The following is a 25,469-nucleotide window of genomic DNA, read 5'->3' as shown; positions in this document are numbered from 1 at the left end:
AGAACTACTCGGCCAGTGCCAGTTCGAGCAATTGGAGGGCGCCGTCACGGGTCTGCGCAGCCGCGATGAACCCGGCCTTGTGGCAGAAGACCGAACTGTCGACGCCCGTCTGGGCGGCAAGATCCGAGCCGTTCAGGCCGCGCCACGGCTCCGGCAACAGCTTTCGTGAACCGAACTTGGAGTCAGCAGGCTTGACCGTCTGAATCGACCAGCCGCCGTTGGTGTTCGGGAAGATGGTGAACAGCAGTTCCGGCTGGGCCGACGCGGCGCGGCCGTGGGGAACGAAGCGTTCCAGGACGACGAAGCGCGGATCCGTTGCTTTTTCGTAGGTCTCGGTGAACTCGCGCTCGGCGGCCGCGTCGCCGGCGTACTTGGCGCGCAGGCGAATCAAGACCTGGGTTGCGAGAACGACGGCCAGCTCGAACTGGGTGTCGAACTCCTCGTCGGTGGACGAGATCGGATTGAAAAGGTCCAGCACGGACGACAGATCAAAAGGCTTGGTGCCGTAGTCGTTGAGGGTGTAGATCTCTTGGCCGTTGTCGACGGCGTCGATGCCCTCGACCAGTCGGCTGTCGATACGGCGGAACACGGAGGCGTCGCCTTCACAGAACTGCAGGCCGTATTCCTGCCAGAGCAGACCGAAGGCGGAGTACAGGATGCCGTTGCTGCGCTCGCCGGCATCACGCTGGTGATGGTCGAAGCGCCCCTTGGCAGGGTTGTAGCGACCGCCGACGTCGAGCACGATGTCCGCGCTGCCCAGGACGGACTCGTCACGGCTGCGAACGACGGTGGCGTCGGGGTACAGCTGCTTGAGCAGCGATACGCCGAAGACGTCGTCTGCATGGAACTTGCCGTTATGGGTCGCGATGATCACCCGTCGAGACTAGGCAATCGAGCGCGGGGATGCCTAGTCAGCCGATGGTGCGGATGCGGTCGGTGGCAGGTGGCGAGACCGGCGACCCGGCTGCGAACAGGGCGGTCAAGGCGTCGAGGTCGTTGCCGGCACCGGTCATCTGGGTGGAGTTCTTCAGCGCGGTGAAGCCGTCCCCGCCCTCGGCGAGGAACTTGTTCACCACGACGCTGTAGACGGCGTCGGGCGCGATGTCCTGCCCGTTCAGACGCATTTCCGAGATTCGCGCGCCTGGTGCCGCCCGCCGGTCCAGGGCGTAGGTGAAGCCCGCGGACGGGGAGAGGATGCGCTCGGTAGCGGTGCCGTCGAGGTCGATCTGGAATTGCTGTTCGAGAGCGTCCTTCAACACCGCTCCTGTGACGGAGAGCACCTCGAGGCTGTTACCGAATGGCTGAACACCGTAGGCCTGGCGGTAGGTGACCTGGCCGGAAGTGCCGAAGTCCAAGTCCTCGCGCATGCCGCCGGGGTTCGTCAACGCTAGTTGGGCGCCTCGTGTCGATCCGGCGGCGAGTTGAGCGTCGGCGACCAGGTTGCCGAGTGTCGATTCGCCGCTGGGGACGCGGTCGCGTGTCAGATCGGCGGTAATGGTCCCCACCGGCCGCTGAGCGCTGTCCGACGCCTCCGACCAGGCCCGGTCGGCGAGAGCCTGAATATCGGGATCCGGCGAAATATCGTGTGTCACTATCTGATTGAACGCGGACGTCTGATCGCGAACGACCTCGCGTGTGTTGCGATCGATGGTGACGTCTGCGACGGACACGATCCGGCCGTGCGAAGCGCCCTGCATCACGACTCTGGGATTGCCTGCGGGATCAGGGAATTCGCAGTTGTACTGCTGGTGGCTGTCGGCGGTGAAGATGACGTCCACCTTCGGTGACGCACGAAGGGCGATGTCGCGGGCCGGCCCGGACTCGACGTTGCAGTCGTTGGGCCCACCTTCGACGGCCGGTTCGTCCCCACGGTGCAGGAGGACGGTGATGGCTTTGACGCCGAAGAAGTCGAGGACGTCGGCGGTGCGGTTGATCGCTTCGACCTCGTCGCCGAACTGCAGATCGGCGATCCCGCCCGGTGTCACGATCTGCGATGTGTTGGCGGGGGATATCGCGATGACTCCGAGCGGAATGCCGTCGACCATGTTCACGGTGAAGGGCAATGTGGCCGGGGTGCCGTTGGTGTACGTCATGTTCGCGGCCATCAGTGGGAAGTTGGCGCCGTCGAAGGACGGACTGAACGTGCACGCATCGACGGCGGAGCAACCGCCGGACTGCATGCGACGGAACTCGGCGAGTCCCTTGTCCAGTTCGTGGTTGCCGATCGCGGAAGCGTCGATCTTCATCCGGTTCAGGAGTTCGACCGTCGGTTCGTCGTTGAACATCGCCGACTCGAGCGCCGACGATCCCCAGTTGTCACCGACCGAATACAGCAGCGAGTTGGTGGCTTGGCTGCGAAGTTGCGTCACGTAAGCAGCGAGATACGCCGCGCCACCTGCGGGGGTAAGAGAGCCGTCGGCCTGCCTGATCTCGCTGCGAACACCTTCCGGCGGGCGGAGACTGCCGTGCAGATCGTTGAACGCCAACAGACGTACCGACACCGTGTCCTGGGACTCTGCGTTGGCGACGCCACTCAGGGAGGTCGCGGTGGTGGCGAGAAGGGTCGTTGCGAGCACGGCACACGTTCGTGTCATGCGTCGCGTCATGCGTCGTGCTCCCTCACTCGGACCGGCTTCGAACCTCCCTGAGTGTGCCCGTCTGCCGAAACGAATTCCAGTCCCCGGCGTAACAGTTATGTATCGAGTGTCACGCGGTGACGCCGATGCCCGCGGCCTGCTTCGCGACGTCGGTGTTCGCGAAAGCGAGGAACGCGTCGTTCTCGTGTGGATCGCCGATGGTCATCCGGACGCCCTCGACGCCGTACTGGCGGATCAGAATGCCCGCTTCGGTACTCGCCTCGGCAAAAGCGGGAGAGAGTTCTCCGAGGGGGAGATAGACGAAGTTCGCCGACGACTCGGGGACGGTGTACCCGGCTTCGATCAGAGCGGTTCGAACTCGCGTCCGCTCGGCGATGACACCTTCGGTGCGGGCAAGCAGTTCGTCTGCTGCAGCCAGGGAAGCGATTGCGGCGGCCTGCGCGACAGCGCTCACGGTGAACGGGGTGTGCACCTTGCCGAGGGCCACGATGATCTCCGGATCCGCGACCGCGTAACCCACGCGGATTCCCGCGAGGCCGTACGCCTTCGAGAAGGTGCGCAGAACAACCACGTTGGGGCGGCTGCGGAACAGCTCGATGCCGTCGGCGTCCGAGCGTGAGTATTCGAAGTACGCCTCGTCGAGTGCGACGACGACGTGCGCCGGGACCGCGTCGAGGAAGCTCTCGAGCTCTGCCTTCGACAGTGCATTGCCGGTCGGGTTGTTGGGGTTGCATACGAAGATCAACCGCGTGCGATCCGTGATCGCGGCCAGCATCGCGTCGAGGTCGTGGCCGAAGTCCTCGGTCAGCGGAACCTTGACCGAGACGGCATGGCCGACCTGGGTGACCACGGGGTACGCCTCGAACGAACGCCACGCGTAGATGACCTCGTCACCCTGATCGCACGTGATCTGCACGAGTTCCTGGCACAGTGTCACGGAGCCGCAACCAGCGGCGACGTTGGCCGGCTCGACTTTCAGGAAGGCGGCCAGCGCCTCGATGAGTGCAACCGCAGCATTGTCCGGGTAGCGGTTGGCATTGGCGACCGCGTCGGCGACGGCGTCACGCACACCGGGCAACGGCCCTACTGTCGTTTCGTTGCTCGCCAGCTTGATCGCACCCGGAAAATTGCGTCCGGGAACGTAGGCGGGGATGGAGGCGAGGTCAGGGCGAATGTGTGCGGTCACGAGTCGATTATGCGCGCACCGATTTGGTGCGTAGCGGCCGTCTGCGTGTCAGAGTTAGAAGATGTCGGAAATCTTCCGAGCCACCGCGTATCTGCGCGGAGCCGAAGGGGAGGTCGCCACGGCTGTTCCGCTGACCGTGGTGGAGCCGGACGGCCCGACGCGGGGCGGGATCGTCGTCCTGCATGAAGCCCGGAAGTTCAGCCCGGCTCTGCTGAATCTGATGTGCGCGCTTGCCGGCGAAGGGTGGGTGAGCGTCGCACCTCACCTGTTTCACCGCGAACCCGAACACATGCAGGGTGAGGTGTTCGGTGACAACCTCTTCGCCGACTTCGACGCGACCCTCGATTGGCTCGTCGGACGCGAAGTTCTCGCAGACACCATCGGGGTGCTCGGATTCGACGACGCCGGTACCGCCGCGATGCTCGTGGCCACCAGCCGTCCGGTCGGCGCCGCGGTGAGCGTCGCCGCCCGGGGAATCGTCGAAGCCTTGTCGGTGGATGCTCAGGCGCTTGTCGACGCGGCCACTTCCCTGCAGGCGCCGTGGCTGGCGCTGTACGGCGAGGACGATCCCAGCACGCCTCGCGAACACGTGACTCTGCTCCGGGAAGCGACCGCGAAGGCCGACGTCGCGACACTGGTGGTCAGCTACGCCGGACTGGCTCACCGGGCGGACGAGCCGCCACAGCTGTCCGAGGACGCTGACCTCGACGACCCTGATTCGGCCTCGATCATCGAAGCTCAGACCCGGATCTTCGACTGGTTCGACAGCCACCTGCGGTAAGTCCACAAAACAGCCCGCTGACCACACGTTTTGCCTTTGGTGGCGAAGGGTGTGTAATCTTTCGATCCGGCGGTCCGAAAGGATCGGAACCCCCAGGGAGGCGTGCCAGAGCGGCCGAATGGGACTCACTGCTAATGAGTTGTCCCTTTTACGAGGGACCGGAGGTTCAAATCCTCTCGCCTCCGCCAAGCCGGTGATTTTGACCGGCGGGTTAGAAATGATAGAAATTACGACGGTAAGACACGCAAGACCAGCAAGACAACAGAACATGCGCCCGTAGCTCAACGGATAGAGCACTTGACTACGGATCAAGAGGTTAGGGGTTCGAATCCCTTCGGGCGCACAAGAAAGAAGGTCACAGACTTCAGGTCTGTGACCTTCTTTTTGTTGTGGTGCATACGCAATTCTTGAATGTGTGTGAGGTCACCTCGGCGATTTCGGGCGGTGATCCTCGCGATCGTGGGAACCGACAACCGATCCCCGCGACCTATGCTTTCTGCGGAGCAGCCACGCGAACCGAGGAGAACCCGTTGGAGACCGTCGACAGTCGGACGCTCCCGGTCTACTCGGCCGGGGCGGTCGAGGTGCCCTTTGTCATTGCGGGCATGGACGAACTTGTCTCCCGCGAGACCCGGTGGGATGCGCACTCGCACCCGACTCACGAATTGTTGTGGAACGAGCGGGGAGCGTCGAGCGCCACGGTGGGATCGCGCACGTGGACCATTACGCCGACCGTCGGTCTGTGGATGCCCGCCGGCGTCCTGCACTCGGCGATCGCGCCGGCCGGCACCTGGTATCGCGCCGCTCAGCTCGACATCGCATCGGTTCCTTCTCTGTCCGACGTGCCGGTGGCGATCGAGGTCACTCCGCTGCTGCGGAACCTCCTCGAGCGACTGGCAGACGAGTCACTCGGAGCTCCTTCGCGCTCGCTCACGGAGCAGATGGTGATCGACGTGCTGGCACCGTCGCCGAACGAGTTGCTGGTGCTGGTGCCGGACTCGCCACTTCTGCAACCCATCGTCGATGCGATCGGTGACGATCCGAGTGACATGCGAACGCTGTCCGACTGGGCAAGGCTCCTCGGTGTCAGCCCGCGAACCATCACCCGGGTATTTCGGTCGGAGACCGGGATGAGTTTCGGGCAGTGGGTCTCGGCTGTGCGCGCCCAACGAGCGGTGACCCTTCTTGCCCACGGCTTGGATCTACAAGAGGTTGCCGAGCGTGTGGGCTACCACTCGACCAGCGCATTCGGGGCGGCATTCCGGCGCACTACAGGCGCTACACCAGGGATGTTCCGGGCTAGCTGATCGGCCATCACACCTTGTCTCGATCGCTACACGGGGTGTCCCAAACACGCGATTGCGCCACATTGCCCTCCCGTATATGGTTTAGGCAAACCTCACCTAAGTGCCTGATTGAGCCGGGTTGAGGGCCGTACCCCTTCTCGAGAGAGTTCTGTTTTCATGCGTTCAAAACGCTTCTTGGCGGTGGCCGCAGCAGCGGTCGCAGTCGCCCTCGGCGTGACAGCTTGCAGTTCCGACTCCTCGGAGACCGCCGACGGCGGCAACGCCGGAAGCGGATCCAGCTCCTTCCCCGTCACGATCGAGCACGCTTTCGGAACTACGACGATCGACGCCAAGCCGGAGCGAGTTGCCACCGTCGCCTGGGCCAATCACGAAGTGCCCCTTGCTCTCGGCGTGGTTCCCGTCGGAATGGCAGCGGCGACTTTCGGTGACGACAACGGCAACGGAATGCTGCCGTGGGTCGAGGAAAAGCTCGATGACCTTGGCGCGAAGCCGCCGGTGCTCTTCGACGAGACCGACGGCATCGACTTCGAAGCCGTCTCCGATACGAACCCTGACGTCATTCTTGCCGCGTACTCCGGATTGACGCAGGAGGACTACGACACTCTCAGTGAGATCGCTCCGGTTGTGGCGTATCCCGAGGGGCCGTGGGCGACGTCGTGGCGCGACGTCATCAAGTTCAACAGCATGGGCCTCGGCATGGAATCCGAAGGGCAGGAACTGATCTCCACCATCGAAAAGGAGATCGCCGACGAGGTTGCCTCGCATCCGCAGCTTGCCGGCAAGGCAACCATGTTCCTGACGCACGTCGACACCGCTGATCTGAGCCAGGTCAGCTTCTACACGGCGAACGACACGCGCGCCGCGTTCTTCGAGGACCTCGGACTTTCGACGCCGAAGAGCGTTGCCGACGCCTCGACGGGTGGTGAGTTCTCGAAGAAGGTCAGTGCGGAGCGTGTGGACGTCTTCGACGACGTCGAACTGATCGTCACCTACGGTGACCAGGCACTTGTCGACGCACTCAAGGCTGACCCGCTGCTCTCGCAGATGCCTGCCGTCGCCAACAACGCGATCGTGTTCCTCAATGGAACCGGGCCGATGGGAACGGCGGCCAACCCGACTCCACTCGCAATTTCGTGGGTACTCGGCGACTACGTCGATCTGCTCGCCGGGGCCGCTGGAAAGTCGGAGTGACTGTAACCTCGCAGGATTCGACGTCGGGCGCTCGCGATACGCGGCGCCCGACGTTCGGCAATTCGCTGTGGTTGATCGCCCTTCTCGTTGTCCTCGCGGTGCTCATGTGCGCTTCGATCGTCATCGGCTCTCGTGAGGTCGACTGGTCCGATATTGTTGCCGCACTGGGCGGTTCAACGGACAACATCGGTCAGGGTGCGATTGCCAAGCGCATTCCGCGGACGGTGCTCGCGATAATCGTGGGAGCTGCGCTCGGTCTTGCCGGCGCTGTGATGCAGGGGATTACCCGAAACCCTTTGGCGGATCCCGGAATCCTGGGCGTCAACATGGGCGCTTCGCTCGCCGTGGTGATCGGAATGGCGTGGTTCGGATTGTGGACCCAGACCAGCATGATCTGGGTGGCCGTACTCGGTGCAGCCGGGGCGGCATTGTTCGTCTACGTAGTCGGGTCACTCGGGCGAGGTGGAGCCACGCCACTCAAGTTGGCTCTTGCCGGGGCCGCAACATCGGCTGCGTTTGCTTCGTTCATCACTGCGATCATGCTGCCGCGAAACGATATTGCGGGCAACATTCGTTCGTGGCAGATCGGCGGCGTCGGTGGCGCGAGTTTCGAGGTGATCCGGCAGGGTCTGCCTTTCCTCATTGTCGGCTTCGTGATCTGTCTGCTGTCAGCGCGCAGTCTCAACTCTTTTGCGCTCGGCGACGAGGTTGCGTCAGGTCTCGGCGAACGCGTCGCGGTGGTTCGTGCAGTGGCAGCGCTCGGTGCAGTGTTGCTCTGCGGTGCAGCCACTGCCATTGCCGGACCGATCGGCTTCGTCGGTTTGGTTGTCCCGCATCTGTGCCGCCTGCTGATCGGTATCGACAACCGTTGGCTACTACCGTTTTCTGCGCTGACAGGTGCCGGCCTTCTCGTCGCCGCCGACATTCTCGGACGAATTGTCGCCCGGCCGAGCGAAATCGACGTCGGCATCATCACCGCGCTCATCGGAGCGCCCTTCTTCATCTATATCGTCCGCCGTCAGAAGATACGTGAGCTGTGACCACTACATTCGTTACTCCCGAAGTCGAGGTCGACGCAGTCGGAGCAAGCCGTATCCGACGAGGTAGACGCCGCCGCATCGTGATTGCCGTGCTGACGGTCCTCGCCGTCGCCTCTTTCGCGGTCACTCTGATGGTGGGAAAAACCTTCTACCCGCCGTCAGATGTGCTTCGCGTCGTGCTGGGGGAGAACGTGCCTGGTGCCTCGTTCACCGTCGGTCGCCTCCGTCTGCCTCGCGCTGTCCTCGCTGTGGTCGCCGGAATCTGTTTCGGCTTGGGCGGCATCACGTTCCAGACGATGCTGCGCAACCCGCTCGCGAGCCCCGACATCATCGGAATCAGCTCCGGCGCAAGCGCTGCAGCGGCTTTCGCGATCATCTCGCTTTCACTCGGCGGTTCACAGGTATCGGTTTTTGCTATCGCCGTCGGTCTGGGCGTCGCAGTCTTGATCTACGTTCTGTCTTTCCGGGACGGTGTGGCGGGCACTCGGCTCATACTGATCGGTATCGGCATCGCCGCGATGCTCGACAGCGTCACCGCCTACCTTCTCAGTACCGCCGCCGCATGGGATCTGCAGGAGACGATGCGTTGGCTCACCGGCAGTCTCAACGGTGCCAACTGGGGTTCGACGGTTCCCGTACTCCTGGCGCTGGTTGTCCTCGGACCGGTGCTGCTGAGCCAATCGCGCAACCTTTCGACCAGCCAGCTCGGTGACGACGCAGCACAAGCGCTCGGCGTCAGAGTGGAACGAACGCGCATTCTGACGATCATTGCGGCCGTCGGACTCATCGCCTTTGCCACTGCCGCTGCGGGGCCCATCGCCTTCGTCGCATTTCTGTCAGGGCCCATCGCCGCCCGCATCGTCGGTCCGGGAACATCACTTTTGATTCCGTCGGCGCTGGTCGGAGCGCTGCTGGTGCTAGTTGCCGATTTCTGCGGACAGTACGCCTTCGGCACCCGCTACCCCGTTGGCGTGGTGACTGGCGCGCTGGGAGCGCCGTATCTCGTCTACCTCATCATTCGCTCCAACCGAACGGGAGGTTCGCTGTGACCGAATCCCATACTCTGACTGCCGAAAACCTCGAACTCGGTTACGGAGGACGGACCGTCGTCGAATCGCTCGACCTCGCGGTGCCGCCGGGAAAGATCACGACCATCGTGGGCGCCAACGCGTGTGGCAAATCGACACTGCTGCGGTCGATGTCGCGGCTACTCAGTCCCCGAAGCGGTCATGTTCTGTTGGACGGCAAGGATGTTCATCGCCTGCCTGCGAAGAAGCTCGCTCGCACGCTCGGTCTGCTGCCGCAGTCACCGATCGCACCGGAAGGGATAGTTGTCGCCGATCTCGTCGGCCGTGGTCGTCATCCACATCAGCGGGTGCTGTCGAGGTGGAGCCGCGAGGATGACGCAGCTGTCGCCGAGGCGCTTGCGGCCACGGACACAACCGGATTGGCCGAACGATCGGTGGACGAGCTTTCCGGTGGTCAGCGCCAACGTGTGTGGATTGCGATGGCGCTCGCCCAACAAACCGATCTGCTTCTACTCGACGAGCCGACCACCTTCTTGGACGTGAGCCACCAGGTTGAGGTCTTGGACCTGCTCACCGACCTGAACCGGACTCGGGGTACAACGATTGTCATGGTTCTGCACGATCTCAATCTCGCCGCCCGCTACGCCGACTACCTCGTCGCCATGGCCGATCGCCGGGTCTACGCGGAGGGTGATCCTGCCGAGGTGCTCACGAGCGACAACGTCCGCACCGTTTTCGGTCTCGAGAGCCGAATCATCCCCGACCCCATCTCGGGTAAGCCGTTGGTGTTGCCGCTCGGGCGCCACCACGTGCTCGACGACGTGTCGACGTGACGGCGTCGAACGCCCCGGGCGGGCGGATCGAATCCGTGGAACAACTCAATGCGATTCTCGGACAGCCCCATCCGACGATCATGGAGAAGCAGACCGCTCACACGACTCCGTTGATCCGTGAATTCATCGAGCAGGCACGGTTTTTTGTGTTCGCGACATCCGATGCGGCCGGAAATTGCGATTGCTCGCCGCGCGGAGACTTGGTCAGTCAGGTTCTGTTTCCCGACGAGAAGACGCTCGTGCTCCCGGATCGTTCGGGCAACCGGCGCGCTGACTCGTACCGGAACATGATCGAGAATCCTCACGTGGGGATCCTCTTTCTCGCGCCCGGGCACGACGAGATCGTGCGCGTCAACGGCACGGCGACTCTGTCCACCGATCCTGATCTGTTGGATTCGATGGCGATGAACGGCAAGCCTGCACAGCTTGCGGTGATCGTGCAGATCGACGAGGCGTATCTGCATTGCGCGAGAGCAATTCTGCGGGCGAAGCTGTGGGATCCGTCGACGTGGCCCGCATCCGATGACGTACCGAGTCTGCGCGACATGATGGCCGAGCAGCACAGCCTGCTGGTCGAGGATCTGGAGCCGGCTCGGCAGGAGGCGTACCGCAAGTACCTGTACTGAGCGCAGATCCGTCACCTATGTCCGATAATGATCCGTGCCTTCAATTGCCTCCTCGCTGTTCTGGATTGCGCTGATCGCGGCCATTGCGCCGATAGTCGCGGGCCTGATCCCGCGTCGACTGGTTCCCGAAGTGGTGTTGCTACTGGTCGCGGGCGCAGTGGTCGGGCCGTTCGCCCTCAACATCGCAGCTGACAGCGAAGCGGTCGGCATCCTGCGCGAACTCGGCCTCGGCATGCTGTTCCTGCTCGCCGGCTACGAGATCGACCGACAGGAACTCAGTGGGCGCGGCGGACGTCGAGCGCTCTACACGTGGCTGTTCTGCCTCGCGCTGGCGTTCACGGTGGTCGCGCTGCTTGGCATGAGGAACGTGATCTCCGCCGAAGCCGCTGTTGCCATCGCGATGACGTCGACCGCTCTGGGCACGCTGCTGCCGATCCTCAAGGACAACAAACTCCTCGACACACGCTTGGGTAAGACCGTCCTCAACCACGGGGCCGTCGGCGAGCTCGGGCCGGTCGTCGCGATGGCGGTGCTGCTGAGTGCCCGTGGTGCCGTACTGTCGCTGATCGTTCTTGCCGTCTTCGCCTTGATCGCTGTCATCGTTGCGGTGCTGCCCGGCAAGCTGATTCACGAAGGCTCGTGGACACATCGCCTGGTGCGGGCAGGGGCGGACACGACGGCGCAGACGACGGTCCGCCTCACCGTTCTGTTGTTGGTCAGCCTCGGAGTGCTGTCGGCCGTGTTCTCACTCGACGTCATTCTCGGTGCATTTGCGGCCGGCTTCATCCTGCGGCGATTGATGCCAGAGGGCGACGAGCGCCTCGAGATCAAGCTCGACGGGATCGCCTTCGGGTTCCTCATCCCGATTTTCTTCATCACTTCAGGCATGGCGATCGACGTCTCGGCGGTCGCCGCCAGTCCCGGCATACTGATTGCGTTTTTGATCCTGATCGTTGTAGTCCGCGGCGTGCCGGTGTTCTTCGTGACCAAGTTCGAGAAGGTCGAACCACCCTTCACCACGCGCGAAAGTGCGCAAGTCGCGTTGTACGGGGCTACCGGCCTGCCCATGATCGTGGCGGTCACGGGCGCGGCCGTCGACGCGCATCAGATGTCCTCGGACAACGCGTCGATTCTTGTCGCGGCCGGGGCGATCACGGTTCTGCTGTTGCCGATGCTCGCCACTCTCTTGACGAAAAAGGAGAAAGTGTCCTGATTCAGAGATCCAACTGCTCGTCGAGCCAGTCGAACATCCGCTGATCCGTCAGACGCCTCGCTTGCTTCGATTATCAGGGGCCGGAGAAAAAGCCGTCGTCGACGTCGATACCGGTTTCCAGCGCCGATATCTCATGGCTGCCCGTTCGGTCCGCCCACCGCAAAGGGATCCCGGTTTCCGCGTCGAACGCCACCGTGGCATCACGGCCGGCCCAATCCGGTGGCATCGCGAATTCCCACGCTCTCCGCCCGTCGACCTCTACTTCCCGCCCTGTCGTGTCGGGTGGGCGTAGGTCGGCGAAAGGTGTGTACGGCCAGGTTCTGTGTATCTGGAGAAGTTGTTCGATATGGATGTCGAGACTGTATCCGCCGTTTCGTCGTTCGAGGACCCCGTCGGTGCGGAACCACGTCTGCTTCTGTCGGTTCTGCAGAAACAGCACTCCCTGCTCGTCTTCGAGACGGATGCAGGTGCGCGGCTTGAACCAGAATTCGAGTCGCACGGAGGGACGACCGCCGGGGGGTCGCCCGCGGAACATCACCCCATGTAGCGGAATCCGTTCCGCCGCTTTGTAACGTCGCGCTACCTCGCTCCACGCAGCGGGCGACTTTCGCGGAGAAGCCTCAGATGGCACATCTGCCGAGGGGGACTGTCCTGACTTGGGGACAACGGCCACCATAAATTGGCCTTCCACGAATAGCGAGGCGGGGACTGCGACGCCGGTGATCTGCTCGGCGAGAGCAAAGGCGCCCTCCAACGCATGCTCACCTGCATAGCCTTGGGCGTCATCGTCGATTCCGATTCCGCCGACATCGAGAATCAAATCCACCATCCGATCGTCCCCGACCACCGGGCTGGATCCGAAGAGTTCGAATTCAGCCACGCGTGTGCCGTTCGACCACCAGATGAACTGGCTGTCGGCATTGACGCTGAGATAGTGCGAAGCCACCTCGCGATCGGATAGAAGGGGCCGCATCAATTCTTCGGAGATAGCGAAGGAACCGCCGTTGATCTGCATCAACAGTGTGCTGTCGTCGCCCACCGCCGCGACTGCGACTACCTGCCCAGCCCCGGCTGTCTCGGGCTGTTCAGTGAGATCGGACATCACCTCGCCGAGTTCGGCGATCCCGATTGCCTCCGATTGTGTGTTCTCGTCGGCGCCGAGGGCACTCAACACCTGTGCGGGAGTGGACCGAGGGATGAGTGCAGCGCAGTACCCGAGAGACAGGCTCGTGTTGAGGTACTGCTGAATCCACACATAGTCGTGATAGGTAGGCACACTCGCACGCTTCCACAGATCGATACCCGACGAATGCCGAACTCCATCGAGCGCACAGCAAATACGCCATCATTCGATCGTTGATTCGAGGGCCTGATTCAGAGATCCAACTGCTCGTCGAGCCAGTCGAACATCCGCTGATCCGTCAGACGCCTCGCCATGGGCTGGCAGTGGAAGTTCGCGCCCTCGGCAGCGGTGAAGGGAACCACCGTCGTCGGTCCGCCGGCGAGGGCGGCAAGCCGCTTGGATTGACCGGGCCAGAATTGCTCGCCTTCCGGATCGGTGATGAGCAGGGGAGTGGAGATCGAGCCGGCGACGTGTTCGAGGTGGTACTTCCGAACCTCGGCGAGAGTGTTGTAGTAGCCGTCGGCGAGGTACGGACGCGCTCGGAAACGCCAGATTCGGGCGCTGTCCTTGGAGAATTTCATTCCCAGCCCTATCGCCATGTCGCGGTCGAAGGCCTCCGACTTCCCCTCGTCGAGCAGCTTCTGCATGTTCTTGGGGATGTGGGCGAGCCACGACGCGGCCACGTCCACGACCCCCGGATCGGCGATCGCTGCCGCGATCCGATGCTCGAACGCCAACGACTGCGGCACCCAGTACCCGCCCTGACTGATCCCGTACATCGCCAGCTTCGACGCATCGACGTCCGGCCGGTCCACGAGATAGTCGACGACGGGCGTGATGACGGCTTCCCAGTCGTGACGGAACGGGATGTTGCGCTCGAAGAGCATCGACTGCTGACCGGGACCGTCGAACATCAACACGTTGTAGCCCCGCTCGAGCGCCCCGGCACCGCCGCTGCCCCACAGCCCGCTGATCGGGCCGTCGCTACCGTTCACCATGATCAACGTCGGCCGTCGCACGTCCCCGGGCGGCCGGAAGAAGTACCCGGGCAGGTAGGTGTCCTCGTAAGGGATCCGGACGCGTTCGACGGGCTGGGAGGTGGTGTCGACGAAGCGGTCCCACGCCTGTCGGTGACGTTTGAAAGTGGGGACCAGAACCGAATCGTCGCTGAGACCGTCGACTGCGTTGATCGCCACACCGAAGTACGACGCCGCCCGCAGGTACGCGTTGGACGCGCTTCGCGAATGCCCGGCCTCGGCTGCCTCATCGGCCTGCCCGAATACCCGTGTGCCGAGGTCGAACCAGGCCTCGTACCAGCCTTCGAGGTCCTTCTCGCCGACGTGAGCGATGGCCGAGAGCACTTCGCCGGTATCTGCCGCGCCGAAGGTGGCTTGCCCGAGAACGACTCGTAGCTCGAAGTCGAAGGACTCGTTGCGATAGAAACCAGCAGTGAACGCCTGGTGCGGATGGGCGAAGAACGACGACGCGAGAGACATGGGCACACCTTCGCTAGTTCGGGGCAGCCATTTTCAGTTGTAGTTCCAGGATCGCCCGAATCGCTTGCCGGAAAACCTGTCAGCGCGGCGACGCCGGGAGCCCGGTGGATGGCGGCCTCGACATCGCAAATGCCAGGGTGCACAACCACAACGACATTCCCAGCACCTGCGCACGTTGAGCGATACCCAGTCCGAGATTACCGCCGCCGGAGACTTCGATGCTGTTGGTCGTCAACATCCACACCGTCGCAAGGGAAGTCAGGATCAGAATGGTCAGACCCGTCGTCCGCAAAGAAGGGTGCTCGCGATACCTGAACGCTCCCACGGTGAATGCGATCATCGCGGTGAAGATCGCGAAGACCGCCACGCTGCTCGTCAACGCGTGAACATGGTGGAGCTGCGGAAGTAGACCGTCGGGTGCGCTCGACGGGCAACCCTCGCCCGAGCATTCGAGGGGGAACGACGCGTCGGCGATGGTCGCGATGCCGAACACCGCCAGCGCAATCCAGCCCGTGACGTAGAGCCTTCGCCGGGGCGTGATCAGCAGACCCAGCGCTCCGGAGATCAACATCAAGATTGCGGACAGGACATCGGCGTTACCGAAGACATCGCGGTATTTCTGGTTCTCGGCATCGAGTTCGCTGAGGAACGATGTCACCGGGTCGAGGCCGGTGTCCAGGAAGAATTCGAGAATCCACGACGAGTAGACGATTCCGCCCAGAGCCAGCGCAGCCACCAAACCCCACCGCGCAACGTTGCGTTCCTTCACGAAATCGAGCTTACGGACCGAGCAGGGCTTTCTGGACGCGTTCGGCCGCTACCAGCGGATCTTCGTGCTCCCAGACGCGGATGACGGTCCAACCCTGCTCTGCCAGACGTGCATCGGTGTCGCGGTCTCGAACCACGTTAGCGGCCAACTTGTCCGTCCACCACTGCGCGTTGTTCTTGGGAAACGTCGCATGCTGCGGGCAGCTGTGCCAGAAGCATCCGTCCACGAACACCGCGACTTTGCGGCGTGGGAATACCAGATCGGCCCGTCGGCGAACACCTTTGACAGGCGCCCGATCCACGAAGTACCGGAGTCCGCGTCGATGCAGCTCGCGTCGAAGTGCGATTTCGGGTTTGGTGTCGCGCCGACGCTGAGCGCTCATCCGAGCGCTGGTGGCAGGATCCGTCGCAGGCACCGTGGTTCTCTCAGCCGTCGGAATCGTCGCTGTCTTCGGGATCGGACCAGGTAGGCGCAAACCTGTTGCGACGCTCCACTTCACCGTGCACGACGGTCACGAAGTCGGTGAACGAGAGCGTCTGAGCTTCGGTGGGGCGGCCGTTGCGCGGCGGCGGTTCGTCGACGTCGAAGAACCGGACTGCACCATCGGGTTCGTAGAGTCCGATGTAGACCTTCTCGAAGAGGTCGTAGCGGGTGTCCTCGGCGCCGAGATCCACCCAGGCCTTTCCGGGAACGCCGACCACCGCGCGCTTGCCCCGGCCCGAGCGCTTCGAGAGCGTCGTGACGTGGTGTGCAAAAGAGGATTTGCCGGTGTCGCTGGTCTTGGTCGGGTCGCCGTCGTCGCACGTGGCGTACGGCTCGAACATGACGGCGACCAACACGCTGTACGGCTGACGCTGATGCAGAACCATTGCCTCGCCACGCAATTCGTGGTCGTTGCGGACTATGTTCTTGGTCCACCGTCCCAGCTTGCCGCTGCGGGGACTGTAGTCCTGGAAGTTGTACGTCTTGATGGAGACGCAGAGGATCAGGCCGAGAGTGGGGTCGAGTGCCTTGACGTCCAAGCGCTTTCGGCCCTTGGCGACATCGACTGTTGCCTCCTGGCCTTCACCGGACGCCGTCGGGGTGATGTTGGGATACAGCGGACGCAGAGCGTCGGCCACCGTCTGTGCCAGTTGATTGGACAGTCGCTGGGCGTAGTTCTTCTTCTCGCCGCGATCGGCGTCGGCCGGGGGCTTGTCGCCCGCGAGTTGCAGTGCACTCCACAGTGGTTCGTGTTCCGGTTCGGAAAACAGCGTTTCAGGTTCGGGGAACAGCGAGTCCGTCATGCTGCGGCCTCGGGGTATCCGCCCATCCGCTCGAGATGGCTTTCGACGTCCTCGATGAAACCGGGGATGAACCGAAGATTACCCATGCGTGCGCGCTTGAGGAAGCCGGCGGTGGCCCGAGCCGACAGCAACCGCGTGTCTTCGAGGAAGCCGCTCAGATCCTCGTAGTCGTACTGGACCGGCCAGGTCGAGGTATGGACGCGGAAGGCCTGGCGGTTACGGCCCCAGGCCGCACTCGGCCAGGCGTCGCCCGGTTCGAGTGGCGTCTCGCCCGCGGCGTCGTATTCGATGGGATCGCTCAACCGGCCACCGACCCACGACGCCATCCGCACGCTCACGGCATTGCCGACGAGCTTCCAGCGATGGCTGTGGCGTAGGCCGGGAACCTCGACGGACGGCAGCGTCCAGTCGGGATCGAAACCCTGCAGTCGCTCGGCATCGACTAGACCGGGAGTGACGATCTCACCTGACGGCAACCGGACTGCCGGCTGACTGGGGATGCCGACGGACGAGCCGCCCTTGAGCGTCGGCACGGCATTGACGGCCCATCCGAGACCGCGAGTGCCTTCGGTCCAGTAGAAGCCGCAGGGGTAGTCCGCGGGATCGCCACCCAGGCGCTCGCCGGCGTCCTGGCCGAACAGGATTTCGCGGGGATCGTCTGTGCGCGAGGCAAGCATGATGACTCGCTGGCGACGCTGGGGGAGTCCGAAGGCGCGGGCGTCGACCACCCGGTACGCCCAGGTGTATCCGAGGTCTTCGAGGGCGTCGGTGATGTGCCGCATGGCGGCGCCCTTGCCGAGCTGGAGCATGAACGGAACGTTCTCGATCAACAGCCAGCGCGGGCCCCTCTTACGCTTGACCAGACGGAACACCTCGTCCACCAGGCCTGAGCGTGCGCCGGTGATGCCTGCCGTTTTGCCGGCCTGAGAGAGGTCCTGGCAGGGGAAACCGGCGGCCACCAATTCGATGTCACTGGGCAGCGCGCGAAGTTTGGTGACGTCACCGTGCAACGGCACGTCGGCGAAACGCGAACGGAGAACTGCCTGCGCGCCCGGATCGATTTCACACAGCAGTTCGGTGTTCCACCCATGTTCCGAGAGCCCCAACTCGAGACCACCGATACCGGCAAACAAACCCACCATGCTCCGCGACGACGTCACAGCACCCTTCCTCACGAACCGACCTAGAAGCACGGTACTCGAGAACTCCGACACCGTTTGCCAACTATTCGGTCCGCGGCGTGCTCCTTACGGAAGAACCGTTGTGAAACGCCTTACATCGAGATCTTCGGGGCCGATCGAAGTCCCTAAAAGGTCCCTGATCGAAGCAATAACCCGAACCAGCGGTGCTCCGTGCCCGTTCGTCCATTACCGTGGTCGGGTGAGCATCCAACCTTCCGGTGACGCGTCCTGGCCCGCGGTATTGACCTGGCAGGCCCACAACGCTCCTCGTATGGAGTCTGTTCGTGTGCAGCTGAACGGAAATCGCATCAAGGCTTCCGGCCGGATCATCGGTGGAGCCTGCAGTGAGCACCCGGCATTCAGCGCGTCGTACGACCTGGTCACCGACGAGGCCGGCATCACCCGCCGGTTGTCCGTGCGGACCGCCCTGGCCGCCGGTGAGCGTCAGATGTCGATCAGCCGGGACGAAGAAGGCACCTGGATGGTCGAGAACGGCGCCAGTCACCAGCGCTCTGCGTTCGATGGCGCACTCGATGTCGACGTGATCCTCAGCCCGTTCTTCAACACGCTGCCCATCCGCCGCGTCGGCTTGCAGAACGACATCGAAGACGCCGAGGTCCCGGTCGTCTACGTCAATCTCCTCGACCTGCGCGTCGAGGGTGCGACCATCACCTACAGCTCCGGCGCCGACGGAATCAGTGTGCTGTCCCCGGTGTCCAGTTCGACGCTGTCCGTCGACACCGAAGGTTTTGTCCTCGACTACCCGGGTCTGGCAACTCGTATCTAGGTTTCGTATCTCCAGGTTGCGTAGTTCTAGGTTGCGGATCGCCGGATGACGCCGCCGCGTCGACCGGCGTCTCGCATCCGGTTGATCCAGTCGGGTTCTCCGGCCTGAACGTCTTCGATGTCCCACCGCTCGTGCGACTCGTAGGCGCCGCGCGCCGCGAACCCTGCGTCCACCAATCGTGCCGTCGAGCCGTTGTCGAGCAAATCGGTACGTGCGCCCTGCAAAAGGTCGAGCGCCTCGTCCAGCGCGACCAGCAGGGCGTCGCGGTTGCCCTCGCACATCGCCCGCACCAGGCCAGGAGCGCTCCCGGCCACGCGAGTGCCGTCGCGAAATGATCCGGCAGCCAGCCCGAGAGCCAGTTCGCCTCCGGCAGCTCCGGTGATCGCAAGCGTTTCCGCGAGCAGGTGAGGCAGATGCGAGATTCGCGCGACTGCTCGATCGTGTTCCAGAGATTCGGCCGGCACGACGACCGAGCCGCAGTCGAGCGCGAGGTCGGCGACCTGCGACCACACGTCTGCGTCGACGCCCTCGTCGGTGGCAACGACCCATACCGCGTCGACGAACAGATCGGCATCCCCGACCGCCCAACCCGAAGCTGACGTCCCCGCCATCGGATGACCGCCCACGAACTTGGCGCTCAAGCCCGCTCGTTCGACCGCGGCCTTCACTTCACCCTTGACGCTGACGACGTCCGTGATCGGATTGTCGGGCGCATGCGCGGCGATTGCCTCCAAGGTGGCGTCGACGGCAGGCATCGGCACGGCGATCACAATGATCGCGCCGCTTTCGTTTGCTCTCTGCAGCACTGAAACCAGATCGGTGTCGGCGTCGAAACCGTCGGCTCGGGCCGCGTCGGCGGACTCGCTGGAACGGTTGTAACCCCACGCCCGGCGGCCGGATCGGACGGCGGCGCGAAGTAGCGAACCGCCGATCAATCCGAGGCCGAGAACGCAGACTGGTGGGGCGGAATCGATCGCAGACACGAGTTCAGGTTGGCACATCGATGCTCGGACTTCACTCACTGGCACCAGGCGGGCTACCGTTGCGCCATGGGTGCACAGCGCGCGGGTAACAAGAGCGCCTCTTCGAACCAGTCGGAGGAGCTTGAAGGCTTCGGTGTCGCGGTGGTCCGTGAAGAGGGGCGTTGGACGGTCAAGGCACTGACGCCCGACGCGTTGACCTCGCTCTCGGCCGCCGAAACGCAGCTGCGTGAGCTGCGAAGTTCGGGTGCCGTCTTCGGTCTTCTCGACGTCGACGACGAGTTCTTCATCGTGTTGCGTCCGGCGCCGTCGGGCACGCAGTTGCTGATTTCCGACGCGACCGCCGCCATCGACTACGACATCGCAGCCGACGTCCTCGACGCCTTGCACATCGAGATCCCCGACATCGACCCGGACGACCTCGACGATGTCGAACCCTGGGAAGAGGGCGATCTGTCCGTGCTGGCCGATCTGGGCCTGCCGGAACCCGTGCTCGCCGTCATTGCGGCCGAGACCGATCTCTATCCGGACGAGCAGTTGGGGATGATCGCGCAGCGACTCGGGTTCGCATCCGAGTTCGGCGCAGCGCTCGACAAGCTCCCGCGCTAGATGACTCTCGCTGACGACCAGCGCATGATCCGTGCGGCCATCGTGGCCGCACGTTCCGCCTCCGACGCAGACGTCCCGGTCGGGGCAGTGGTGTTCGACGCAGACGGCGTTGAAGTTGCTCGGGCCTCCAATGCCAGGGAAGCGTCGTCCGATCCGACCGCGCACGCCGAAATCCTCGCGTTGCGTGCTGCCGCAAAAACCTACGGTGACGGCTGGCGCCTGGAAGGTGCGACGCTTGCCGTGACCCTCGAGCCATGCACGATGTGTGCGGGCGCTCTGGTCCTCGCCCGGGTTTCTCGGGTCGTTTTCGGGGCGTGGGAGCCGAAAACCGGAGCCGTCGGATCATTATGGGACGTAGTTCGAGATAAAAGATTGACCTATCGGCCGCAGGTGCGCGGCGGGGTCCTCGAGGACGAATGCGCTGGGCTTTTGGAAGATTTCTTCCGCGAGCAGCGGGCCTGAATTCGGTATTCCCCATCGAGAGTGATCGCACACTCGGGTAGCCGGATCCATCAATCGAGGGCATGGTGGAGGCAGATGCCGTCAGGGCATCGGCGGATCGTCGGAAGGCGATTCGTTCGCGTTCACAGAGGAGTACTCATGGGAATCGCAGACAAGGCTCAGAACAAGGCCGAAGACCTCGGGGGCAAGGCCAAGGAAGCTGCTGGCAGCGCTACCGGTGACCGGGACCTCGAAAACGAAGGCAAGGGCGACCAGGTGAAATCGGCCGTCAAGGATGCAGGCGAGAAGGTCAAGGACGCCGCTTCCAGCATCAAGGACAAGCTCACGTAATACCGCTCCACCTGGCGATTTCAGCCACGGGCACTCCATCCGGTAAAGTCACCAACGGTGGCGTGTCCGAGCGGCCTAAGGAGCACGCCTCGAAAGCGTGTGACGGGTAACCCCCGTCCGAGGGTTCAAATCCCTCCGCCACCGCCAAAGCTCCCCACCTGTTCACGCAGGTGGGGAGCTTTTTTGTGCTTGGTGGCGCCTATAGTCCCGTTGCTCGGACGACGTCGGGGAATCGGTAGGTTTCATCGAGGACTGATTTGTCGGGGACATAGCTGCGAATGATCAGTCGAAATTTGTCGTGCGGAGCGGGTAGCCAGTTGGCACGAGCATCCGGATCGGTCGGCTCGTCGTGAGACAGGTGCAAGGTGAGCTTCCCGTCACGAAAGACGAGATCGCCCGCGTCAGACGAGATCGCCCGCGTCGAGATTGACGGTGCCGAGGTTGACGCGGTTACCCGGTGCGTCGGCGAGCATAAATGCGTCCTTGTCGTACATGGTCAGAGACCAGAAGCCGCCGCGACTGCGGTCGACGGGTGGGAGCGCGTCTTCTGTGAAGGTCATGGTGTACCGCTCGCGGCCGTGGAGTAACGCTCCGTCGTGGTCGGTACCCCGGATGAGGTAGACAGCCTCGTGAAAGTCGTTGACGTAAATGTAGATGACGGCCGCGAGCGCCCGTCCGAACCAGTCGGTGCCCCACAGGCCACTGTTGCGTTGCCGTTGCCATCCGTTGCCTGCGTCGACCCCGGTTTGGACGTAGCTCGCCGATTGATGGAGGGCGACGTCGGCGCGGAGTGCGGCGCGGTCGAGCAGCGCTCGGTACGACTTGTCCGAACGATACAGTGCGACAAGCGTCTTGGCTTGATCAGCCATCGGGGTGTCTGCTGCGCCCATGGTCGGGTTGAAGTCGAGCATTGCTGCAAGATCAGTCCAGAAAGATTCCGGCTTCACCCATTGAGGTCGACTGGCGTCGGGATCGACCGCCAACATTTCGGCGGTGACGCCCTGAGGGTAGATCGAGTTCGCGGCGTGGGCCTCGTAGCCGAAGGACCGCGGGCCGGGTCGATCCTCGCTGAACGGGTACATGCCGATCTGGTCGAGCACCGACCGCGCCTGCTGCTTGGACGCCTCGGAACGTGCTGCGAAACTGCGAGGGAAGACACCAGCCACGTTCGTCGGTGATCGAAGCACATCGAGGAAGTCTTCCGGCAACTCGCCATCCCAATCAGGTCCGACCAGAAGGAACTTTCCGCCGGGAGTGCCTGTCGCCGAACCAAGTTGGTGAGTCACATTGGTCAGCACGTCGACGATCTGGATAGTCCAGTAATGGCCGTCGGGTACCTCGGTCGGGGTCTGTATCACTGCGGTTTCGTCGGTGAGATCGGCGAATCCTGCGCCGTAGATCGTGTCGTTGTTGGGTGAGACGACCCACCGCTGCGCCGGGCTCATGTAGTCGGTGAGGGCACCTGTGTAATTTTTGGCGGCGCCTGGCAGAAGGCCGAGTTGGAGTCCGGTCTTGCCATCCATGATCTCCCACATGTTTGTACGGCCGAAGGTGTCCACAGCTGGATAGCCCCAGTAATAGACGATCCGGGCGAGGGCTTCCACGTAACTCTCAGCGGCGAGCGTTGCTGGAACTCCGGCCGATCTCGCCAGTTGAGCGTGTGCCGGCGTGAAACCTTGTGCGATTGAGTCGGTCGGGGAGTCCATGAAGTCATGGTGCCGGTGACCGTCCGCTGCATCATCACCCTTGCGGGGTGAACCGGTGAGGAAATCGAAAACCGGTTCTGTGTGCGCAATTCGAACATTCAGGAGCGGCGGGCGATCCACTCTGCAGCGGCGGCATCGATGTCCTGCTTCAGCTTCTCGAAGAACGAAGGTGGCGGGGTGGGGATCAAATCTGCTGCGGTAGTGAGGGATCGACTGAGGGCGATCCGACGCTCGCGTAACTCGTCGTCGGTCAGGAGCGTCAGGTCCGCCATCGCGAGCTCCCTCGATCGGTGTGATTCGTGTTTCGGGCAGACCGTGCGCATCGGGATCGATGCATGATTCGATGCGCACGGCCCAGGCATTCCAGGCTGGGGGCCGGAATGCACAGTCGACTTTACCAAATGATTACTAATGGCTGTAGACGCGGCTCACCCTTCGGTGGTCGTGGAGCACTTTCACAGGGTTCTCCCAGGTCGTAAGTCCTGACAACTGTTGAAGCTGCAACTATCGTCGAGCCCATGAAAAAGATCTGGTGGATCGGCGGAGCAGTAGTTGTGGTCGTACTCGCCCTGCTCGTGGGGCCGTGGGCGTACGGGAAGTTCATCGCTGAAGACGATGCACCGGCGGCCGTGGTGTCCACTGAGGGCGCGGAGGCGGCGTCCGGATCGATCGACGGGCAGTGGACCGTCGTCGCCGGGCAGGGGGACAACCAGACGGCAGCTGGGTACACCGTGCACGAGATTCTCAACGGATCGAGTGTGACCGTCGTCGGAACCACTGGCGAGGTGAGCGGAAACGCGGTTGTCGAGGGTGAAAAGCTCACTTCCGGCGAAGTAACGGTGCAGGTGGCAAGCATCAAGACCGACTCGGATCGGCGCGACGGCCAGTTCACGGGCAATGTGATGGATACCAGCACGTATCCGACGGCGACGTTCACGATCGACTCGCCGGTGGACTTGTCTGCTGTACCGACGGACGGAACAACGGCGACGGTCACGGTGTCAGGAACGCTGACGCTCAAGGGTCAGTCCAAGCCGGTGTCGGTCGACATGACCGTGCTGCATTCGGGTGATTCGCTGATCGCATCGGGCTCGATTCCGGTCACCTGGACCGATTTCGGAGTCGAGCCTCCGTCCCTCGGTTTCGTCACCGTCGACGGCAGCGGTTCGGTGGACTTCCTGGTCTCACTCGCCGCGAGCTGAATTACGTCCACCCGATTCGCACTGCTTCGGGGCGGGCAGGGAAGATTAAGGACATGACCTTCCTTTCTTCTTGTCCGTTCCGAAGGCAGTGTGCGATCTCTGCCCGGACGGAATGAACAGGTGATGCCCCGGTGGAGACCGTTCCGAACGGGCGAAGACCCCGATCCACGGTTCACGCTCGCCAATGAGCGGACATATCTGGCTTGGATCCGCACTGCAACGGCCTTCGTCGCGTCGGGCGTCGGACTCGAAGCGTTCGGCGGCGACATTCTCAATCCGACGGTTCGATCCGGCTTGGCCGCGTTGTTGCTCGTCGGCGGTGCTCTGATCGCCATCACTTCCTTTGTCCACTGGATCAGCGCCGAGCGTGCACTGCGAACTGAGCGCTCGTTGCCGGTGCCGCTCATGGCGCCGGTCGTCGGCATCGTGCTGGTGATCTGCGCGACCGTCCTGGTGGTCGAGGTCGTGAACTGATTGACCGCGCTGGAACCGTCGGAAGGTGTCAAGCCTCCGGACAAGGGCTTGCAGTCCGAGCGCACATCGCTCTCGTTCGTGCGTACGAGTCTGTCGATCCTCGGCTTGTCTGCCGCCTGTCTGAGATGGTTGCCGCCGTTCGGGTCGGTGGCCCTGATCGGCCCGTCCGTCGCTGCCGTGCTCGTCGTCGCGGTGACGGTCTACGAACGTCGGTCGCGGCCCAGGCGGTTGGCCCAGTTTTCGGCCGAAAAGGCAACGCCCGCTTTGGGTATGGGAGCAACTCTCGCGGTCGCTCTGCTCCTGCTCAGTGCGACGGGGCTGTGGATTCTGCTGAAGTGACCTCGGCTTTCGGCGCCCAGCCGGGCGGGCCGAACACGTAGCCGGCTCGCTGCCGCCACGATGTCGACGCCTTCCAATCACGAGCAATGGCAGCATATTCGCGCGTTTGGAGCTTCCAGATGTTGTACGTTCCGACCGGCGTCGTGAGTCCGTAGGTGGGCCGGTGGGTTTCGGCTGCGAAGGTTCCGAACATCCGGTCCCAGATGATGAGGATTCCGGCGTAGTTGCGGTCGAGGTACTCGGCGTCGGAGCCGTGGTGTACGCGATGGTGTGACGGCGTGTTGAAGATGAATTCGATGGGCCGCCAGAGTTTTCCGACACGTTCGGTGTGGACGAAGAACTGGTAGACGAGGCTGACGGAGAAGCCGACGAACACCATCCACGGCGGGATCCCGAGGAACGGCAACGGCAGCCACATGATGATCTCACCGCTGTTGTTCCACTTCTGCCGCAGTGCGGTGCTGAAATTGAAGTACTCGCTCGAATGGTGAGCCTGGTGTGTGGCCCAGATGACTCGAACTCGGTGTGCGATGCGGTGATACGCGTAATAGAGGACGTCGATTCCGAGCAGCAGGATCACCCAGGTGTACCAGGCAGTCGGCGAGAGGTGCCAGGGAGCGAGATACACCCAGATTGCGGAATAGCCGATCAGCGCCAGCACTTTCCAGAAGGTGCTCGTTGCGATCGACACGAGTCCGAGTAGAACGCTGGTTCTGGCGTCGGCGCTTCGGTAGCCGCCCTGTGCCGGCCGTGCGCGTCCGTCGGCGTCGTCGGGATGATCTTCGAGCGCACGGGCCGCGAACCATTCGATTGCGAGGAAGATGACAAACGCGGGGATTGCGAGCGTAACGGGATCATGGAGCGGTTCGAGCAGTGACTTCCATGATTCGAGAAGGGTTTCCCACACGCGATTTGTCCTGTTC

Annotated in this window: 29 protein-coding genes and 3 tRNA genes; 18 read left to right on the top strand and 14 right to left on the bottom strand. The window is 63.1% G+C overall.

The genetic code is table 11. From position 1 onward, the window contains the following. Positions 1-4: 4 nt before the first annotated feature. The 3 genes from ACN50D_RS24510 to hisC form a co-directional block, all read right to left on the bottom strand. Positions 5-874, bottom strand: a complete 870-nt coding sequence (locus ACN50D_RS24510) for an MYG1 family protein (RefSeq protein ID WP_212633835.1) — start codon at positions 872-874, stop codon at positions 5-7. Between the two features lie 37 nt (positions 875-911). Further along, a complete protein-coding gene (locus tag ACN50D_RS24505) occupies positions 912-2,606 on the bottom strand; it encodes a bifunctional metallophosphatase/5'-nucleotidase (protein WP_007731686.1) in 1,695 nt (564 codons plus the stop codon). Between the two features lie 100 nt (positions 2,607-2,706). Next, on the bottom strand, positions 2,707-3,783 hold the full coding sequence (gene hisC / locus ACN50D_RS24500) for a histidinol-phosphate transaminase (RefSeq protein ID WP_118604835.1): 1,077 nt from the start codon (positions 3,781-3,783) through the stop codon (positions 2,707-2,709). A gap of 61 nt (positions 3,784-3,844) precedes the next feature. Between hisC and ACN50D_RS24495 the strand changes: the two genes are divergently transcribed. The 10 genes from ACN50D_RS24495 (at position 3,845) to ACN50D_RS24450 (ending at position 11,802) form a co-directional block, all read left to right on the top strand. Beyond that, positions 3,845-4,564, top strand: a complete 720-nt coding sequence (locus tag ACN50D_RS24495; RefSeq protein WP_003943860.1) for a dienelactone hydrolase family protein — start codon at positions 3,845-3,847, stop codon at positions 4,562-4,564. 96 nt (positions 4,565-4,660) lie between these two features. Beyond that, positions 4,661-4,752, top strand: a tRNA-Ser gene (locus ACN50D_RS24490). An 82-nt stretch (positions 4,753-4,834) separates the two neighbouring features. Then, positions 4,835-4,907 (top strand) — tRNA-Arg (locus ACN50D_RS24485). A gap of 46 nt (positions 4,908-4,953) precedes the next feature. Next, positions 4,954-5,871, top strand: a complete 918-nt coding sequence (locus ACN50D_RS24480) for a helix-turn-helix domain-containing protein (protein ID WP_007731681.1) — start codon at positions 4,954-4,956, stop codon at positions 5,869-5,871. Between the two features lie 156 nt (positions 5,872-6,027). After that, the gene (locus ACN50D_RS24475; RefSeq protein ID WP_081557225.1) at positions 6,028-7,062 is read left to right on the top strand and encodes an iron-siderophore ABC transporter substrate-binding protein; all 1,035 of its coding nucleotides are present in this window, start codon (positions 6,028-6,030) and stop codon (positions 7,060-7,062) included. Further along, positions 7,059-8,102: a FecCD family ABC transporter permease gene (locus ACN50D_RS24470; protein WP_054781379.1), complete on the top strand. Its 1,044-nt coding sequence runs from the start codon at positions 7,059-7,061 to the stop codon at positions 8,100-8,102. The genes ACN50D_RS24475 and ACN50D_RS24470 overlap by 4 nt, the downstream gene beginning before the upstream one ends. Further along, positions 8,099-9,151 (top strand): FecCD family ABC transporter permease, encoded by a 1,053-nt coding sequence (locus ACN50D_RS24465; protein ID WP_003943885.1) that lies wholly within the window; start codon positions 8,099-8,101, stop codon positions 9,149-9,151. Before ACN50D_RS24470 ends, ACN50D_RS24465 begins: the two co-directional genes overlap by 4 nt. Continuing rightward, positions 9,148-9,963 (top strand): ABC transporter ATP-binding protein, encoded by an 816-nt coding sequence (locus ACN50D_RS24460; protein WP_042447705.1) that lies wholly within the window; start codon positions 9,148-9,150, stop codon positions 9,961-9,963. The genes ACN50D_RS24465 and ACN50D_RS24460 overlap by 4 nt, the downstream gene beginning before the upstream one ends. Further along, positions 9,960-10,589 (top strand): pyridoxamine 5'-phosphate oxidase family protein, encoded by a 630-nt coding sequence (locus ACN50D_RS24455; protein ID WP_212633836.1) that lies wholly within the window; start codon positions 9,960-9,962, stop codon positions 10,587-10,589. Before ACN50D_RS24460 ends, ACN50D_RS24455 begins: the two co-directional genes overlap by 4 nt. 34 nt (positions 10,590-10,623) lie before the next feature. After that, positions 10,624-11,802, top strand: a complete 1,179-nt coding sequence (locus ACN50D_RS24450; protein WP_073512856.1) for a cation:proton antiporter — start codon at positions 10,624-10,626, stop codon at positions 11,800-11,802. Positions 11,803-11,875: 73 nt separating this feature from the next. On the opposite strand, the gene ACN50D_RS24445 is transcribed toward ACN50D_RS24450, so the two are convergent. The 6 genes from ACN50D_RS24445 to ACN50D_RS24420 form a co-directional block, all read right to left on the bottom strand. Then, complete coding sequence (locus tag ACN50D_RS24445) at positions 11,876-13,078, bottom strand: DUF6461 domain-containing protein (RefSeq protein WP_030535753.1); 1,203 nt, start codon at positions 13,076-13,078, stop codon at positions 11,876-11,878. 98 nt (positions 13,079-13,176) lie between these two features. Beyond that, entirely contained in the window at positions 13,177-14,421 is a 1,245-nt protein-coding gene (locus tag ACN50D_RS24440) for an alpha/beta hydrolase family protein (RefSeq protein WP_054827395.1), read from the bottom strand. A 79-nt stretch (positions 14,422-14,500) separates the two neighbouring features. Then, positions 14,501-15,190, bottom strand: a complete 690-nt coding sequence (locus ACN50D_RS24435; RefSeq protein ID WP_007731663.1) for a DUF998 domain-containing protein — start codon at positions 15,188-15,190, stop codon at positions 14,501-14,503. Between the two features lie 10 nt (positions 15,191-15,200). Continuing rightward, positions 15,201-15,605, bottom strand: a complete 405-nt coding sequence (locus tag ACN50D_RS24430) for a very short patch repair endonuclease (protein WP_042921136.1) — start codon at positions 15,603-15,605, stop codon at positions 15,201-15,203. Positions 15,606-15,615: 10 nt separating this feature from the next. Continuing rightward, on the bottom strand, positions 15,616-16,476 hold the full coding sequence (locus ACN50D_RS24425; RefSeq protein ID WP_054831521.1) for a hypothetical protein: 861 nt from the start codon (positions 16,474-16,476) through the stop codon (positions 15,616-15,618). Beyond that, entirely contained in the window at positions 16,473-17,618 is a 1,146-nt protein-coding gene (locus tag ACN50D_RS24420; protein ID WP_178377331.1) for a DNA cytosine methyltransferase, read from the bottom strand. The genes ACN50D_RS24425 and ACN50D_RS24420 overlap by 4 nt, the downstream gene beginning before the upstream one ends. A 238-nt stretch (positions 17,619-17,856) precedes the next feature. On the opposite strand from ACN50D_RS24420, the gene ACN50D_RS24415 reads away from it, so the two are divergent. Next, the gene (locus ACN50D_RS24415; RefSeq protein ID WP_073512852.1) at positions 17,857-18,444 is read left to right on the top strand and encodes a putative glycolipid-binding domain-containing protein; all 588 of its coding nucleotides are present in this window, start codon (positions 17,857-17,859) and stop codon (positions 18,442-18,444) included. Positions 18,445-18,470: 26 nt separating this feature from the next. Here the strand turns inward: ACN50D_RS24415 and ACN50D_RS24410 are convergent, their stop codons facing one another. Next, positions 18,471-19,445 carry a prephenate dehydrogenase gene (locus tag ACN50D_RS24410; RefSeq protein WP_031332706.1) on the bottom strand — a complete coding sequence of 325 codons (975 nt, stop codon included), beginning with the start codon at positions 19,443-19,445 and terminating at the stop codon, positions 18,471-18,473. 48 nt (positions 19,446-19,493) lie between these two features. On the opposite strand from ACN50D_RS24410, the gene ACN50D_RS24405 reads away from it, so the two are divergent. From ACN50D_RS24405 to ACN50D_RS24390, 4 genes are all read left to right on the top strand, one after another. Beyond that, complete coding sequence (locus ACN50D_RS24405) at positions 19,494-20,033, top strand: tRNA adenosine deaminase-associated protein (protein ID WP_003943823.1); 540 nt, start codon at positions 19,494-19,496, stop codon at positions 20,031-20,033. After that, entirely contained in the window at positions 20,034-20,495 is a 462-nt protein-coding gene (locus ACN50D_RS24400; protein WP_003943976.1) for a nucleoside deaminase, read from the top strand. Between the two features lie 138 nt (positions 20,496-20,633). Next, positions 20,634-20,825: a CsbD family protein gene (locus ACN50D_RS24395; protein WP_003943869.1), complete on the top strand. Its 192-nt coding sequence runs from the start codon at positions 20,634-20,636 to the stop codon at positions 20,823-20,825. A 56-nt stretch (positions 20,826-20,881) separates the two neighbouring features. After that, positions 20,882-20,972 (top strand) — tRNA-Ser (locus tag ACN50D_RS24390). 52 nt (positions 20,973-21,024) lie between these two features. Here ACN50D_RS24390 and ACN50D_RS24385 read toward each other — a convergent pair. The 3 genes from ACN50D_RS24385 to ACN50D_RS24375 form a co-directional block, all read right to left on the bottom strand. Next, entirely contained in the window at positions 21,025-21,189 is a 165-nt protein-coding gene (locus ACN50D_RS24385; protein WP_249343161.1) for a DUF1214 domain-containing protein, read from the bottom strand. A gap of 37 nt (positions 21,190-21,226) precedes the next feature. Next, positions 21,227-22,531, bottom strand: a complete 1,305-nt coding sequence (locus tag ACN50D_RS24380; RefSeq protein WP_249343162.1) for a DUF1254 domain-containing protein — start codon at positions 22,529-22,531, stop codon at positions 21,227-21,229. 98 nt (positions 22,532-22,629) lie between these two features. Beyond that, positions 22,630-22,803, bottom strand: coding sequence for a hypothetical protein (locus ACN50D_RS24375; RefSeq protein ID WP_003943953.1), 174 nt, complete (start codon positions 22,801-22,803; stop codon positions 22,630-22,632). Positions 22,804-23,049: 246 nt separating this feature from the next. Between ACN50D_RS24375 and ACN50D_RS24370 the strand changes: the two genes are divergently transcribed. The 3 genes from ACN50D_RS24370 (at position 23,050) to ACN50D_RS24360 (ending at position 24,546) form a co-directional block, all read left to right on the top strand. Continuing rightward, positions 23,050-23,733 carry a YceI family protein gene (locus ACN50D_RS24370; RefSeq protein WP_003943876.1) on the top strand — a complete coding sequence of 228 codons (684 nt, stop codon included), beginning with the start codon at positions 23,050-23,052 and terminating at the stop codon, positions 23,731-23,733. A gap of 123 nt (positions 23,734-23,856) precedes the next feature. Then, the gene (locus tag ACN50D_RS24365) at positions 23,857-24,207 is read left to right on the top strand and encodes a YidH family protein (protein ID WP_003943804.1); all 351 of its coding nucleotides are present in this window, start codon (positions 23,857-23,859) and stop codon (positions 24,205-24,207) included. Beyond that, positions 24,208-24,546: a DUF202 domain-containing protein gene (locus tag ACN50D_RS24360; protein ID WP_003943794.1), complete on the top strand. Its 339-nt coding sequence runs from the start codon at positions 24,208-24,210 to the stop codon at positions 24,544-24,546. It abuts the gene before it with no gap. Here the strand turns inward: ACN50D_RS24360 and ACN50D_RS24355 are convergent. Continuing rightward, the gene (locus tag ACN50D_RS24355) at positions 24,512-25,453 is read right to left on the bottom strand and encodes a sterol desaturase family protein (RefSeq protein WP_047271543.1); all 942 of its coding nucleotides are present in this window, start codon (positions 25,451-25,453) and stop codon (positions 24,512-24,514) included. The two genes, ACN50D_RS24360 and ACN50D_RS24355, sit on opposite strands and share 35 nt — an antisense overlap. Between the last annotated feature and the right edge of the window lie 16 nt (positions 25,454-25,469).

The sequence above is a fragment of the Rhodococcus sp. SB1D genome (assembly GCF_048573875.1).
Classification (GTDB): domain Bacteria; phylum Actinomycetota; class Actinomycetes; order Mycobacteriales; family Mycobacteriaceae; genus Rhodococcus_F; species Rhodococcus_F qingshengii.
Note: the sequence above shows the minus strand (reverse complement) of the source record. Positions and strands in the feature narration are given on the sequence as shown.